Here is a 14,670-nt window from a genome sequence, read left to right as displayed (position 1 = left end):
ATGCAGGCGAAGCCCTTGCCCGACGATCTGCTGCGCGGCTTCCGCAGCCTGTGCGTGCTCGCGCCGCATCCGGACGACGAAATCTTCGGCTGCTTTGGCCTGATCCGCTGCGCGCAGCGCCTGGGCCTGCGCATCGAGGTGCATGTCGTCACTGATGGCGAGCTCTGCTTCGGCAGCCTGCCGGCCTCCGAGGAGCAGGCGCTGCGCGCGGCGCGCCAGCAGGAGTCGTGCGCGGCCGCGGCGCTGCTGGGCTATCCGCCCCCGACCTTCTGGGGCCTGGGCGACTCGCAGCTGCTGGAGCAGGCGGCGCTGGTCGAGCGCGGGCTGCAGAACCATTGCCGCGCCGATGCGCTGTGCGTCGCGCCCTGGTGCGACGACGGCCATCCGGACCATGAGGTGGTGGCGCGCGCGCTGCGCCAGGTGGCCGCGCCGGGCCAATGCCTCCATTACCCGGTCTGGGGACTGGTCGACAAGGCGCGCCGTGAACAGTTCTTTGCGCTCGATGCCGTGCATGGCATGGCGCTCGCGCCGCCCGAGCGCGCCTTGAAGCAGCAGGCGGCCGCGCTGTTCGCGACGCAATTCAGCCGCCACGAGGCGGCCGACGCCATCGTCCGCGCCGAGTTCCTGGCCGCCTTCACCACCGAACACGAGTACTACCTGCATGCGCATTGACTTCGACGCACCCCACGAGGAAGCCGATCCCTGGGGCTACGAGCGCCACTGGTATGAGAAGCGCCGGCGCGCGCTGATTGCCGCGATGCTGCCGTGCGACGCGCTCGGCCGGGTGCTCGAGATCGGCTGCTCCACGGGGCTGATCACGCAGCTGCTTGCGGCGCGCGCCGAACAGGTGCTGGCCGTCGATATCTCGGCCAAGGCGATCGAACTCGCGCGCGAGAACCTGCGCGGCGTGGCCAACGTGCAGTTGCAGCATGCCGACATCACGCAGCAGTGGCCCGCGCCAGCCTTCGACCAGGTGCTGCTGTGCGATGTCGCCTATTACCTCGAGGCGGCGCAGTTGCGCCAGCTGGCGCGCAACATCCGCGCCCATGCCCCGGCACACGGCGTGGTGCTGCTCGCGCACTGGCGCCATGGCTTTGCGCAGGTGGTGACGCCCACCGAGGCCGCGCACCAGCTGTTCGGCGCGGAACTGGGCTGGCATGCGCTGGCCCGTTACGAGGACGAAGACCTGTGGATCGATGTATGGAGCCGCGCCGCCGCCAGCGTCGCGCGCCAGGAGGGGCTTGCATGATAGGCATCGTCATTCCCGCGCACAACGAGGAGCCGTACCTCGAGGCCTGCCTGCAGTCGGTGCGCCGCAGCAGCGCCCACCTGGCGCGCCACGGCCTGCACGCCACCTGCGTGGTGGTGCTCGACGCCTGCACCGACGGCTCGGCGCGCATCGCGCGCGCGCATGCCGACCAGGTGCTGGAGATCGACGCGCGCAATGTCGGGCAGGCGCGGCGCGCGGGCGCGCAATACCTGATCGAGCAGGGCGCGGCCTGGATCGCCTGCACCGATGCCGATACGCAGGTTCCCGAGAACTGGCTGCACGCGCAGTGGGCATTGCAGGCCGACGTGTTCTGCGGCATCGTGCGCGTCGAGGACTGGGGCAGTTATTCGCCCGAGGTCGTGCGCGCCTTCCATGCCGCGCCGCCGCAGGATGGCCACCCGCACATCCACGGCGCCAACCTGGGGCTGTCGCGCGCGGCCTACCTGCAGGTCGGCGGCTTTCTGCCGGCCAGCGCGCACGAGGACGTGAGCCTGATCCGGCGCTGCGAGCAGGCCGGGCTGGACATCGCGCGGCGCATCGAGCCCTGCGTCGTGACCAGCGCCCGCCGCGACGCCCGCGCGCGCGAAGGCTTTGGCGACTTCCTGCTGAATCTCGAGCGCACCGTGTTGCAGTCCGCGGGAGGCGTCGATGCCGCTGCTGCCTGACACGGCGGCGCTGTTTCTCGATCTCGATGGCACGCTGATCGATATCGCGCCTACGCCCGATGCGGTGCAGGTCGGGCCGCAGTTGCTCGAGACGCTGGCGCAGCTCTCGGCGCAGCGCGCTGGCGCGCTGGCCTGCATCAGCGGGCGCGCCTTTGCCGATCTCGCGCGGCTGCTCGGGGCCGCCGGCATTGCGCTGGTGGGCAGCCACGGCGCCGAGCGCCTGCGCGCCGCGCCGCCGAGCGCGCCGATGGCACGCCGGGCGCAGCGCTGCCGCCAGGCCCTGGCCGCCTGGCCCGGCGTGCTGGTCGAGGAAAAGCCCTGCGGCTTGGCGCTGCACTGGCGCCAGGCGCCGGCCGCCGAAAGCGCGGTGCGCGCGCTCGCGGCGCAGCTGCTGCCGGAACTGGCCGATCACCGCCTGTGCGAAGGCAAGCAGGTGCTGGAGCTGGTGCCCGCGGCGGCGGGCAAGGGCGCGGCGCTGCTGGCGCTGATGCAGCAGCCGCCGTTTCGCGGCCGCCGGCCGGTCTATGTCGGCGATGACTTCACGGACATTGCGGCGCTGCATGCGGCACGCGCGCTGGGCGGCCAGGCGTATGCGGTGGGCCCGCGCGTGGCGGCCCATGCCGATGCGGTGTTCGACACCCCGGCGCAGGTGCGCGACTGGCTGCGCCGCCAGACAAGACAAAAGGCCCACGCGGGGCCTTGAGTCTGGGCTGGAACACGCAGCGCGGATGGCGCCAGCTGCGCGCCGGGCGCGCGTCAGGCGCGCTTCATCCAGTCCGACAGCTCGTCGGCATGTTCCTGCTCCTGCTCGAGGATCTGTTCGATCAGGCGGCGCGTCGTCGGGTCCTTGTCGCCGATCAGCTCGATGATCTGGGTATAGGCCTCGATGGCCACGCGCTCGGCCACCAGGTTGGCGCGAATCATCGCGTGCAGGTCCTCGGAGTCATCGTAGTCGGCATGGCTGCGGCTGGTGAGGGTGTCGGGGTTCATGTCCGGCGTGCCGCCAAGCTGCACGATGCGCTTGGCGATCTTGTCGGCATGCGCCTGCTCCTCGTCGGCATGCACCAGGAACTCGTCGGCAATGGCCGGCGACTCCAGGCCGGTGGCCGTGAAATGGTGGCGCTTGTAGCGCAGCACGCAGACCAGCTCGGTGGCCAGCGAGTCGTTGAGCAGCTTGATGATGTCCTCGCGCCAGGGTTGCACCTCGGGCGTCACGGCGCCCTGGTCCAGGCCTTGTTTCGCGGCTTCGAGCCGCTGCTGGTCCAAGACCAGCTGGCCGGTCTGTTGTTGATTGTTGTTCATTGCATACCTCGTGGGAATTTTGAAATGGGCTCCGGCGTAGGGCGCACCGGAGCTTCCCACCGTACGCGATCGTCCGGCATGAACGTGTGGGAATGGAGCGCGTATTGCGATGGGTGCTTGCCGACGCCTGCAGCACCGCCCATTCACTAGGACTTACCCGCGCCCGTGCGCCGCGCCGCGCGCGCCGATGCGCGCTGGCCACCGCGCCGCCCAGAGTGCACCGGGTTCATATTTGTCTATGTACAAACAAATGTCGTATTTGACAAAAATACGCCGCGGCAGAAAACTGCATCCAACCCCTTACTGAAGTCGCCGCCGCCATGAAAACCCTTGCCGATTACCAAAGCTACGCCGATGCCCAGATGCAGTTCTCGCCCGAGCGCCTCTGGGAGCTGTTCGACGGCCACCGCGAGTCACTGAACATTGCCCATGAATGCGTCGACCGCCACGCGGCATCGGGGCGCGATGCGCTGATCGTGCTGCAGGCCCAGGGCGGCGAAGAGGTCATCACCTATGCCGAACTGTCGCAGGACTCGTCGCGTTTCGCGCACTGGCTTGAAGCCGAGGGCGTGCGGGCCGGCGAGCGCGTGGCGATCATGCTCGAACCCTCGCGCGCCTTCTATACCGCGATGTTTGGCGTCATCAAGCGCGGCGCGATCGCGGTGCCGCTGTTCACGCTGTTCGGGCCCGACGGCATCCGGCTGCGCGTGCAGGACTGCCAGCCGGCGCTGCTGATCACCAATGCCGAAAAGGAAGAAGCCGCGCGCGCCACGGGCCACCCGCGCGTGCAGGTCTACGGCGGCGCATTCGCCGAGATGCTCAAGCCGTTTCCCGCGCGCTATGCGAGCCAGTCGAAGGCGTCCGATCTGGCGGTGTTCCAGTACACCTCGGGCACGACGCGCGAGCTGCCCGAAGCCGTCAGGCACACGCACAAGGCGCTGGTGACGCTGATGGTGGCGGCGCTCTATGGCACCGGACTGCGCCCGGGCGAGCGCTTCTTCTGCCCGTCGTCGCCAGCCTGGGGCCACGGCCTGTGGCATGGCACGCTGGCGCCGCTGGCGCTGGGCCTGACGGTGGGCGCGTACAGCGGCCGCTTCAACGCCGAGCGGCTGCTGGCCGGCCTGTCGGCGCATGGCTTCACCAACATGTCGGCCGCGGCCACGCATTACCGCATGATGAAAAACAGCGGCAAGGCCGGCGACTACCGCTATGCGCTCGAGAAGCTGTCGTTCACCGGCGAGCCCATCGACGACGACACCGCCGACTTCGTGCGCGCCACCTTCGGCCTGGAAGTCTGCAGCATGTACGGCACGACCGAGATCGGGGTGGTGCTGGTCAGCTACCCGGGCGCAGCCGACTTTGCGGTGAGGAAAGGCGCGCTGGGCAAGGCCGTGCCCGGCACCGAGGTGCAGGTGCAGGACGCCGACGGCAAGCCCTGCGCGCCCGGTGTCACGGGCCAGCTGATGGTGCTGCGCCGCGGCCAGTGGATTGCCACCAAGGACCTCGGCCGCATCGATGCCGACGGCTATTTCTACCACGGCGGCCGTGCCGACGACGTGATCATCTCCGCGGGCTGGACCATGAGCGCCGTCGAGATCGAGAACGTGATCCTGATGCACCCCGACGCGCTTGAAGCCGCGGTGATCGGCGTGCCCGACGCGCTGCGCGGCCAGGTCGTCAAGGCATTTGTCGTCGGCACGCGGGGCGCGGCCGACAGCGCGGCCTTCGCCGAGGAAATCCAGGAACTGGTCAAGACCAAGCTGAGCCAGCACGAATACCCGCGCCACGTCGCGTTTGTCGACGAGCTGCCCAAGACCCCCGCCGGCAAGGTGCACCGCAAGGTGCTGCGCGAGCGCGAGCTGGCCGCCGTTCGCCCCGAGCCTGCCTAAGCCCCACCGTTCGCCCTGAGCTTGCCTGCGCGGCCCGGTCGAAGCGCCGCCCACCCCGTTTTCCCCTTCCCGTTTCTCAACCAGGAGTCGTCACCATGGACATGAAAGTACAGCGCAGTTTCCCCAAGATCACCGAAAGCGGACTGGACGAGCTGCGCCAGCGCATCGGCGTGAAGATCGGCCACACCGTCGAGCCCTGGTGCCATGAGGCCACGCGCGACAACATCCGCCATTACGCGCATGGCATCGGCGACGACAACCCGCTGTGGTGCGATCCCGCGTACGCCGCCAAGTCGCATTACGGCGGCATCGTCGCGCTGCCCAGCTTCCTGTTCTCGACCAGCCGCATCGTCTCGGGCTATGTCGGCGGCCTGCCCGGCGTGCATGCGATGTGGTCGGGCGCCGACTGGACCTGGCACAAGCCGGTGCGCCGCAACGACGAGATCCACACCGAGGCCTATCTCAAGGACCTGGTCGAGAAGCAGACCGGTTTCGCCGGCCGCGCGGTGCAGCAGATCTACCACGTCGACTTCTTCAATCAGGACGGCGACAAGGTGGCCGAGGCCGACAGCTGGTGCTTTCGCACCGAGCGCGACCATGCGCGCGAAGTCGGCACCAAGTACGAGGCGGCGCGCGAGCGCGGCCCGCGCCGCTATACCGACGAGGAACTCGCCGCGGCCTTCGAGCTGTATCGCAACGAGGAAGTGCGCGGCGCCGTGCCACGCTACTGGGAGGATGTGCAGGAGGGCGAGGCGCTGCCCACCATGTTCAAGGGCCCGATGACCGTCACCGGCTTCATTGCCTATGCGCAGGGCTGGGGCGGCCTCTACATCCGCGCCAACAAGCTCGCCTGGCAGCTGATCGACGCGCACCCGGGCGTGGGCATCAAGAACCGCTTCGGCATTCCCGACGTGCCCGAGCGCGTGCACTGGGAAGAGGACTTCGCGCTCGAAGTCGGCGCGCCCGGCGCCTATGACTACGGGCCGGAGCGCACGTCCTGGCTCACCCACCACCTCACCAACTGGATGGGCGACAGCGGCTTCCTGCACAAGGCCAGCTGCAAGATCCGGCGCCACAATCCCGAGGGCGACATGGTGTTCATCAGCGGCAAGGTGGTGCGCAAGTACCAGCAGGACGGCCGGCATCTGGTGGACATCGAGCAGATCGCGCACAACCAGGACAACGAGCTGTCGGTGGTCGGCAGCGGCACGGTGGTCCTGCCCAGCCGCGGAGCCTGAGCCATGGCACGCGCAGGCGCCCTGCAGGGACTGAAGGTCGTGGACCTGACACGGGTCCTGGCCGGGCCCCTGTGCACGCAGATCCTCGCCGACCATGGCGCCGAGGTGACGAAGATCGAGCCGCCCACAGGCGACGAGACGCGCCGGCTCGGTCCGCCCTACGCGCCGAGCCAGCAGCCGGCGTATTTCGAGGCGCTCAACCGCGGCAAGCAATCGATCGCGCTCGATCTGTCGGCGCCCGAGGGCCAGCAATTGCTGCACGGCCTGCTGGCCGACGCCGATGTGCTGGTCGAGAACTTCGTGCCCGGCACCCTCGAGCGCTGGGGCCTGGGCTACGAAGAGGTGCTGGCGGTGCGCTATCCGCGGCTGGTGCTGTGCAGCATCAGCGGCTTCGGCGCCGACGGCCCGCTGGGCGGCCTGCCGGGCTACGACGCGGTGCTGCAGGCGGCCTGCGGCATCATGAGCGTCAACGGCAGCGCCGACAGCGGCGCGACCAAGGTCGGCATTCCGGTGGTCGATCATCTGACCGGCTACGTCGCGCTGTCGGGCATCCTGATGGCCTTGCAGGCGCGCGCGCGCGACGGCCTGGGCCAGCGCGTCGAAGCCACGCTCTACGACACCGCCATCAGCCTGCTGCTGCCGCATGGCGCCAACTGGCTCAGCTCGGGCGAGCTGCCCGCGCCGCTGGGCAGCGCGCACCCGAACATCGTGCCCTACGACAAGTTCCAGGCGGCGGACGGCGCGCTGTTCATCGGCATCCTCAACGACGCCCAGTTCACGCGCTTTTGCCAGGCCATCGGCCAGCCCGAACTCGGCCGCGACGCGCGTTTCGCCCACAACGCGCAGCGCCTGCAGCACCGCGCGGCGCTGTATGCGGCCATCGAAGCGGCCATTGCCGCGCGGCCCGCGCAGGTTTGGGCCGATGCGCTGATGCAGGTCGGCGTGCCGGCCGCGGCCGTCAACAGCGTGGCCACGGCGCTCGATCATCCGCACACCCGCCACCGCCAGCTGCTGCTGCGGCGCGGCAACTACACCGGCATCCGCTCGCCGGTGCGGCTCATGGGCACGCCCGCGTGCCCGGGCGCGGCGCCGCCCGCGCTGGACCAGGACCGCGCCGCGATCCTCGCGCGGCTAAGCGCCGCGGCTGCGGGTTTGGCGCAATGCCCGCCGGGCGCGGCGCCGACCAGAATGCAGGAGGGCGCGACCACCACCCACCCTTGATCCACGAACAACAAGTTCCGCCTCCGGGCCGTGCAAGTCCTGGGGCGGCCATAAGCAGTTGGCAGCACAAGGAGACAAACCATGAAATTCGCAGCACTGGGGCTGGCCGCCGCACTGGGCCTGCTTGCCGCGCCGGCATTGCAGGCGCAGGGCTACCCGAACAAGCCGATCAAGATCATCGTGGCCTACCCCGCGGGGCAGGGCACCGACATCGCCACGCGTTATCTCGCCGACCAGATCGCACGCGACCTGGGCCAGCCGATCATCATCGACAACCGTCCCGGCGCGGGCGGCAATGTGGGCACCGAGGCCACGGCCAAGGCCCATCCCGACGGCTATACGCTGACCATGGGCACCAACGCCACCCATGTGCTCAACGAGTTTCTCTACAGCAAGATCCCCTTCAACGCCGGCAGCGACTTCGAGCCGGTGGTGATGGTCGGCACCTTCCCGATGGTGCTGGCCGTGGCCAGCAACTCGCCGCTGACCAGCGCGCGGCAACTGGTCGACAAGGTCAAGGCCGCGCCGCGCGGCGCCGACATCGCGCTGCCGAGCACCAGTGCGCGCCTGGTGGTGGAGTTGCTCAAGGAGCGCTCGGCCGTGCCGCTGTTCGGCGTGCCCTACAAGGGCGCGAGCATTGCCATCACCGACCTGATCGGCGGCCAGCTCGCGGCCATTGTCGACACCCCCACCAGCCTGCGCCCGCACCTGCAGTCGGGCAAGCTGCGCGCGCTTGCCGTGACCTCGAAGCAACCCAGCCCGCTGGTGCCGGGCGTGCCCTCGATTGCCGAGCAGGGCTACCCCGACTTCGATGTGATTGCCTGGAACGCGCTGTATGCCCCCAAGGGCACGCCGACGCAGGTCGTGCAGACGCTCAATGCGGCCTTCAACAAGGCCTTGCAGCGCCCCGAGACGCGCCAGCGCCTGCTGGAGCTGGGCTTCGAGCCCGCGGGCGGCACGCCCGAATGGCTGCAGACCTTCGGCCGGAGCGAGCGCCAGAAGTGGCAGGGGGTGATTGCGACGGCGGGGTTGAAGGCGGATTGAGGCGCGGTTTCGCGGTGTCGGCACTCTGGACCGAAGGCCGTTCATCCTTCCACGGGGTCGGCCAGACAGGCTCGGGACGAACGTGGCTCACCGCCCATCCTTCGACGCGGTCGCCCAGACAGGCTCCGCACGACCGTATTTCACCGCGCCGCAAGACGCCGACCACGACGCCAGGAATCAGACCATGCACGCCACTGACTGGAAACCCCACACGCTCCCCGGCTTCATGGGACTGGCGGGCCCGCTGTGGACGCGCCGCGAGGAGGGCGGCTGGGCCTATGGGCTGCAGGTGCAGCGCCAGCATCTGAACCCCGCGGGCGTGCTGCATGGCGGCGCCTTGCTCACCCTGGTGGACCATGCCCTCAGCACCGTCGCCTGGCAGGCGCTGCAGCGCCAGCCCTGCCTCACGCTGCAGCTCGACAGCCAGTTCCTGGCCAGCGTGGCCGAGGGCGGCTTTGTCGTCGTGCGCGCCCGCGTCACGCAGCGCACGCGCAGCCTGCTGTTCCTGCAGGGGCTGGCCACGGTGGAGGAGGCGCCGGTGCTGCAGGCGCAGGCCATCATGAAGGTGCAGCCGCCATGAACACACTGGATCTGGTTTGGCGCGGCCTGGACGGCGCGGCATCGGGTAAGCTGGACGGCTCCTTGCCCACCCGCCGCCCGAAATCCCGTTCCATGGCCGTTGCAACCCGTTCCGCCCCCAAAACCGTGCGCGTGCGCCCCGTTCCCGCCGTCAGCCGCTCGATTGCCATCCTGCGGCTGCTGGGCGAGACCCAGCAAGGGCTGGGGGTGAAGGCCATTGCCGACCAGCTGGCGCTGGTGCCCAGCACCTGCCTGCACATCCTGCGCGTGCTGGTCAGCGAGGACCTGGTGCAGATCGATCCCGCGAGCAAGCGCTATACGCTGGCCGCGGGCATGATCAGCCTGGCGCGCAGCGTGCTCGAAGGAGGCAGCTTCGCGGCGCGCGTGCAGCCGGCGCTCGACCGGCTGGCGGCCGGGCATGGCGTCACGGCCATGGGCGTCGAGGTCACGCAGCACCAGAGCGTGGTGGTGCTGGCGCTGTCGAAATCAAGCCAGCCGTTTCGGCTGCACACCGATGTCGGCAGCCAGTTCTCGAGCCTGGTCAGCGCCACGGGCCGGCTGATCGCAGCGCAGATGGAGGCGAGCGCGGCGCAGCTCAAGAAGGTCTACGCCGCCATTCCCTGGGACGCTGCACCGGGCTTTGCCACCTGGCGCAACGAGGTCGAGCTGGCGCGGCGCGAGGGCTGGGCGCTCGACCGCGACCATTTCGTGCGCGGCCTCACCGTGGTCGCGCTGCCGGTGTTCAATGCGCGCCGCCAGCTCACGCACACGGTGGTGGCGGTGGGCATGAGCAGCCTGCTCGATGCGCCCGCGCTGCAGCGCCTGGTGCAGGACATGCGCGCGGAACTCGAGGCCCTGGGCGAGCGCCCCTGAGCCCCGCGGGTCGTAGGCCAGGCGGGCGACCGCAGCGCGGCGGGCTGCCCGCTGGCATGGCGCGGCGCGCCAGGATGGCTACAGGAGCGGACTGGAACAGGTGGTGTTTGCTGACATCCATGCGCAGGGGCGCGCCGCATACTGGCTCAGGCGCACAGGCCCGGAGGAGATCGGCCTGCGCGGCGCAGACCACCTTCCGTCACCCGGCCCAGCTTTTGTAGTTCAAACCACGATGATCCGACTTCAACTCCAGATCGAGTTGTCCTATACGGTGCTTGCACCAGGCGCCGATTTCTTCTTCTTCATCCACGCGGCGCACACGCCGCAGCAGACCGTGTCCGACGAGCGGCTGGTGATCAGCCAGTCCGACGCCTCCTGGACGCTGCAGGAAAGTCCCGCCATGGACCAGCGCTGCCTGCGCCTGAGTGCCAACCCCGGCCCGCTCAAGGTCAACTATGCCGCCAGTGTCGAAATCACCCACCATGTGGCCGATCCGGCGCAGATCGACGAAGTGCCGGTGTGCGAACTGCCGCTCGATGTGCTGCCGTATATCTACCCCAGCCGTTATTGCCAGTCCGACCGGCTCTACAACTTCGCCGGCGGGCTGTTTGGCCACCTGCCCAAGGGCTATGCACGCGCGCAGGCGATCTGCGATTGGGTGCAGCAGCACGTGACGTTCCGCTCCAACAGTTCCACCGGCACCACCTCGGCCGTCGACACGCTGGTCGAGCGCGTGGGCGTGTGCCGCGACTTCGCGCATCTGATGATCGCGCTGTGCCGCGCCGTCAACCTGCCCGCGCGCTTTGCCACCGGCACCGACTATGGCGCCGACCCGAGCATGGGCCCGCCCGACTTCCACGCCTATGTCGAGGTCTATCTGGGCCACCGCTGGTACCTGTTCGATCCGTCGGGCACGGCGATTCCCATGGGCATCATGCGCCTGGCCACCGGCCGCGATGCCGCCGATGTGGCGTTTGCGACGATCTTCGGCAGCGTCTACAGCGACCAGCCGCGCATCCATGTCGTTGCGGGGGAAGATCCGGCGAAGGGCTGGCAGATGCCGGTGCACACGGCCTCGGCGCTGTCTACGGCTTAAGGGCCTATCCAAGCGCGGGATTTGCCGCTATGGTGGTCCCATGTCGCCCATGAAATCGCCTCTTTTCCAGGCTGCGGCCTGGCTTGCCGTGCTCTCGCTGGCGCTGCCGGCCTCCGCGCAGTTGCTGCCGCTGGGGCGCCGCAACGATTCGGTGCTGCTGCACATTCCGGCCAAGGATGCGGCTGCGTTCAAGGCCTTCATTGCCCAGACCCTCAACACCGGCCAGCCCGATGTCGCGCACGAATGGACCAGCAGCGCGGCTTCGGGCGGCCAGCCGGTCAAGGTGCTGCTGACACCGGGCCCGGCCACCGAGACCCGGTCGGCCGGGCGCTGCCGCCTGCTGTCGTCGCAGGTCCAGCAGCGCGCGGCGCATGAAAGCTGGAAGATCTGGTTCTGCCAGCAGGCCAATGGCGCCTGGAAGATCAGCGGCCTGGATTGAGCGCCGGCGCTTTGCCCGCGGGGTGCGCTCCCGCCCATTTTGCAGGAGGCACGATGCACCAGCCATCTCCCGGATTCCTCTCGCGCTGCCTGCTTGCCGGCCTGGCGGCGGCGTGCATGCTGCCCGCGGCCTGGGCCTGCACGCGTGTCGTCTACCACGGCGCCGCAGGCCAGGTCATCACGGCGCGCTCGATGGATTGGAAAAGCGACATCACCAGCAATCTCTGGGTGCTGCCGCGCGGCATGCAGCGCAGCGGCGAGGCGGGTCCGAATTCGCTGCGCTGGACCTCGCGCTATGGCAGTCTCGTCACCTCGGGCTATGACGTCTCGACCACCGATGGCGTGAACGAGGCCGGGCTGCACGCCAATCTGCTGTGGCTGGCCGAGTCCGAATACCCGCGTTTCGATGCCAACAGCAAGCCGGGCCTGACCATTGCCGCCTGGGCGCAGTATGTGCTCGACAACTTTGCCAGCGTGGCCGAGGCCGTGGCCGCGCTGCAACTCGAGCCGTTCACGCTGGTCACCGACAACGTGCCTGGCGAGAGGCGCCTGACCACGCTGCACCTGTCGATGTCGGATGCGGGCGGCGACAGCGCGATCGTCGAGTACATCGGCGGCCGGCAGGTCATTCACCACAGCCGCAGCTACCAGGTCATGACCAATTCGCCGCATTTCGAGCAGCAGCTGGCGCTCAATGCCTATTGGCAGCAGATCGGCGGCACCACCATGCTGCCGGGCACCAACCGCGCCGCCGACCGCTTTGCGCGCGCCGCGTTCTATGTCAACGCCGTGCCCAAGGACCCCGATCCGAACAAGGCGCTGGCCAGTGTCTTCAGCGTGATCCGCAATGTCTCGGTGCCCTACGGCATCAGCACGCCGGACGAACCGAATATTTCCTCGACGCGCTGGCGCACGGTGTTCGATCACCAGCGCCAACTGTATTTCTTCGAGTCGGCGCTCACGCCCAATACCTTCTGGGTCGATCTCAAGGCGCTGGATTTCAGCGCCGAGCGCGGCCGGGTGCTCAAGCTCGATCTCGGCCCGAACCAGGACCACCCCTACGCCGGCAATGCCACGCCGGCATTCCAGCCGGCCGAACCCTTCCGGTTTCTGGGCCTGCCCGGCTAGGCCGCTGCCACGCGCCGCTCACCCGCGCTGCAGCAGCGGGTGCCTGGCAAACAGCTCGGCAGCCCAGTCGACGAAGGCGCGCACCTTGGCGCTCAGGTGGCGGTTGGGCGGGTACACCACATACACCGGCAGCGGCGGCTGCGGCCAGTCGGGCAGCAGCGCCACCAGCTCGCCGCGCTCGAGGTGCTGCTGCGCCTGCAAGGTGGTGATCTGGCCGATGCCCTGGCCGGCCACGACCGACAGCACATAGGCGTTGCTTTCATTCACCGTGAGATGCGCGTTGTTGGCGACCTCGATCACTTCGCCATCGCGGTGGAACTCGAGCGGATAGCGGCGCTGCGAGACCGGCGAGAAATAGGTCACGATGCGGTGGCCCGATTCCAGCTCCAGCGGGTGCGCGGGCGTGCCATGGCGCGCGAGATAGTCGGGCGTGGCGACGGTGATGAACTCCAGGTTGGCGATGCGCCGCGCCACCAGCGACTGGTCGCTGAGCTCGCCGCCGCGGATCACGCAGTCGACGTTGTCGCCGATCAGGTCGATGGTGCGGTCGGTCACGCCCAGGTCGATCTGGATCTCGGGATAGCGCTGCTGGAAGTCGGCCAGCTGCGGAATGATCAGCAGGCGCGCCACCGAGGTGCCGACATCGACGCGCAGGCGACCGCGCGGCGTGGCGCGGGCCTGCGTCATGCTGGCCTCCATGTCGTCGAAATCGGCGAGCAGGCGCACGGCGCGGTCGTAGTACGCCGCGCCGTCGGTGGTGACGGTGACGCGGCGCGTGGTGCGGTTGAGCAGCTTCACGCGCAGCCGCTCCTCGAGCGCCTGCACATGCTTGGTGACGGTGGCCTTGGGCAGCTGCAGCGAATCGGCTGCATGCGTGAAGGTGCCGGCCTCGACCACGCGCGCGAAGGTGCGCATGGCTTGTATCTGATCCATGGGCTCTCCTGGGTTGGTGGTCAGCGGGTAACGAATTCTGACATGGGGTCCAGGCCTTGATTGTTCGGGTTTTGGAAACACTGCGGCTGCATTTGCGCGGTTGGTGGGCGTTGCCCCAGCGTTTACATTTGTGGCTCCACGCTTGCGTCCGGACCACACCATGCCCACACCTTCACCCGATCGCCCCGCCGACGACGTCATTGCCCTGGCCACCGGCCAGCAGGTCGCGGTGCGCACCTACGGCCACAAGAAGGCCGGCGACTGCCTGCCGCTGGTGGTGCACTTCCACGGCGGGGCGTTCATCTCCGGCTCGCTCGACAGCGGCTGCACGGTGGCGCATCTGCTTGCCGCCGCGGGTGCGCGCGTGGTTTCGGTGGCCTATCCGCTGGCGCCCGAGCATCCGTTTCCACAGCCGCTGGAGATCGGCTATGGCGTGCTGCAGTGGGCCTGGCGCCACCGCGTGCGTCTGGCGGGCAAGGGCGCGCCGGTGTATCTGGCCGGCGAGGAGGCGGGCGGCAATCTCGCGGCCGGCGTGTGCATGATGGCGCGCGACCAGCGCCATCCGCCGCTGGCCGGGCAGATCCTGCTGTCGCCGATGCTCGATCCCTGCGTGGGCACGCCCTCGCTGCGCGCGGCCACCGGCACGGCCACCGATTGCAAGTGGGCGCAGGGCTGGCACCTGTTCCTGCGCTCGGCCCACGATGCCCAGCATCCCTATGCCGTGCCCAGCGCCGCGCAGCGCCTGGCGGGCCTGCCGCCGACGCTGGTGCTGGTGGGCCAGGACGACCCGATGCGCGACGAGGCGCTGGCCTATGCGGCGCGGCTGGAGAGCGCGGGCCTGGAGGTGGCGCGGCATGTGTTCGACAAGGCCCGGCAATGGCCCGATGCGCTGCTGCAGCCCGATCCACGGCCTTGTCCCTGCGCCGACGAGGTGCAGGCGCAGTTCCAGCGCTTTTTCGCCACGACGCGATGTCGATCTGAGCTGAAACCCTGA

Annotated in this window: 16 protein-coding genes; 14 read left to right on the top strand and 2 right to left on the bottom strand. The window is 69.1% G+C overall.

Annotation, left to right across the window (positions count from 1 at the left end; all coding sequences use genetic code 11):
- Genes HUK68_RS20020 through otsB form a run of 4 tightly spaced genes read left to right on the top strand, consistent with a single transcriptional unit; the run spans position 1 to position 2,638 of the window.
- A complete protein-coding gene (locus tag HUK68_RS20020; protein WP_175506017.1) occupies positions 1–672 on the top strand; it encodes a PIG-L deacetylase family protein in 672 nt (223 codons plus the stop codon).
- Entirely contained in the window at positions 662–1,249 is a 588-nt protein-coding gene (locus HUK68_RS20015) for a class I SAM-dependent methyltransferase (protein WP_175506016.1), read from the top strand. The genes HUK68_RS20020 and HUK68_RS20015 overlap by 11 nt, the downstream gene beginning before the upstream one ends.
- Positions 1,246–1,935 (top strand): glycosyltransferase family 2 protein, encoded by a 690-nt coding sequence (locus HUK68_RS20010; protein ID WP_175506015.1) that lies wholly within the window; start codon positions 1,246–1,248, stop codon positions 1,933–1,935. The genes HUK68_RS20015 and HUK68_RS20010 overlap by 4 nt, the downstream gene beginning before the upstream one ends.
- Complete coding sequence (otsB, locus tag HUK68_RS20005) at positions 1,919–2,638, top strand: trehalose-phosphatase (RefSeq protein WP_175506014.1); 720 nt, start codon at positions 1,919–1,921, stop codon at positions 2,636–2,638. The genes HUK68_RS20010 and otsB overlap by 17 nt, the downstream gene beginning before the upstream one ends.
- A gap of 53 nt (positions 2,639–2,691) precedes the next feature.
- Here the strand turns inward: otsB and HUK68_RS20000 are convergent, their stop codons facing one another.
- Entirely contained in the window at positions 2,692–3,237 is a 546-nt protein-coding gene (locus tag HUK68_RS20000) for a ferritin-like domain-containing protein (RefSeq protein ID WP_175506013.1), read from the bottom strand.
- Positions 3,238–3,557: 320 nt separating this feature from the next.
- On the opposite strand from HUK68_RS20000, the gene HUK68_RS19995 reads away from it, so the two are divergent.
- The 9 genes from HUK68_RS19995 (at position 3,558) to HUK68_RS19955 (ending at position 12,743) form a co-directional block, all read left to right on the top strand.
- The gene (locus HUK68_RS19995; RefSeq protein WP_175506012.1) at positions 3,558–5,126 is read left to right on the top strand and encodes an acetate--CoA ligase; all 1,569 of its coding nucleotides are present in this window, start codon (positions 3,558–3,560) and stop codon (positions 5,124–5,126) included.
- 95 nt (positions 5,127–5,221) lie between these two features.
- Positions 5,222–6,364, top strand: coding sequence for an FAS1-like dehydratase domain-containing protein (locus HUK68_RS19990; protein WP_175506011.1), 1,143 nt, complete (start codon positions 5,222–5,224; stop codon positions 6,362–6,364).
- Positions 6,365–6,367: 3 nt separating this feature from the next.
- Complete coding sequence (locus HUK68_RS19985) at positions 6,368–7,585, top strand: CaiB/BaiF CoA transferase family protein (RefSeq protein WP_175506010.1); 1,218 nt, start codon at positions 6,368–6,370, stop codon at positions 7,583–7,585.
- 81 nt (positions 7,586–7,666) lie between these two features.
- Positions 7,667–8,629 (top strand): Bug family tripartite tricarboxylate transporter substrate binding protein, encoded by a 963-nt coding sequence (locus HUK68_RS19980; RefSeq protein WP_175506009.1) that lies wholly within the window; start codon positions 7,667–7,669, stop codon positions 8,627–8,629.
- A gap of 184 nt (positions 8,630–8,813) precedes the next feature.
- A complete protein-coding gene (locus HUK68_RS19975) occupies positions 8,814–9,209 on the top strand; it encodes a PaaI family thioesterase (RefSeq protein WP_244146401.1) in 396 nt (131 codons plus the stop codon).
- Complete coding sequence (locus HUK68_RS19970; protein ID WP_350355243.1) at positions 9,206–10,081, top strand: IclR family transcriptional regulator; 876 nt, start codon at positions 9,206–9,208, stop codon at positions 10,079–10,081. Before HUK68_RS19975 ends, HUK68_RS19970 begins: the two co-directional genes overlap by 4 nt.
- A 232-nt stretch (positions 10,082–10,313) precedes the next feature.
- The gene (locus HUK68_RS19965) at positions 10,314–11,177 is read left to right on the top strand and encodes a transglutaminase-like domain-containing protein (RefSeq protein ID WP_175506008.1); all 864 of its coding nucleotides are present in this window, start codon (positions 10,314–10,316) and stop codon (positions 11,175–11,177) included.
- Positions 11,178–11,226: 49 nt separating this feature from the next.
- Positions 11,227–11,616 (top strand): hypothetical protein, encoded by a 390-nt coding sequence (locus HUK68_RS19960; RefSeq protein ID WP_175506007.1) that lies wholly within the window; start codon positions 11,227–11,229, stop codon positions 11,614–11,616.
- A gap of 116 nt (positions 11,617–11,732) precedes the next feature.
- On the top strand, positions 11,733–12,743 hold the full coding sequence (locus HUK68_RS19955) for a linear amide C-N hydrolase (RefSeq protein ID WP_244146424.1): 1,011 nt from the start codon (positions 11,733–11,735) through the stop codon (positions 12,741–12,743).
- An 18-nt stretch (positions 12,744–12,761) separates the two neighbouring features.
- On the opposite strand, the gene HUK68_RS19950 is transcribed toward HUK68_RS19955, so the two are convergent.
- Positions 12,762–13,676 (bottom strand): LysR family transcriptional regulator, encoded by a 915-nt coding sequence (locus HUK68_RS19950; protein ID WP_175506005.1) that lies wholly within the window; start codon positions 13,674–13,676, stop codon positions 12,762–12,764.
- Between the two features lie 160 nt (positions 13,677–13,836).
- Between HUK68_RS19950 and HUK68_RS19945 the strand changes: the two genes are divergently transcribed.
- Positions 13,837–14,670, top strand: coding sequence for an alpha/beta hydrolase (locus HUK68_RS19945; RefSeq protein ID WP_175506004.1), 834 nt, complete (start codon positions 13,837–13,839; stop codon positions 14,668–14,670).

The organism is Comamonas antarctica, assembly GCF_013363755.1.
Taxonomy (GTDB): domain Bacteria; phylum Pseudomonadota; class Gammaproteobacteria; order Burkholderiales; family Burkholderiaceae_C; genus Comamonas; species Comamonas antarctica.
Note: the sequence above shows the minus strand (reverse complement) of the source record. Positions and strands in the feature narration are given on the sequence as shown.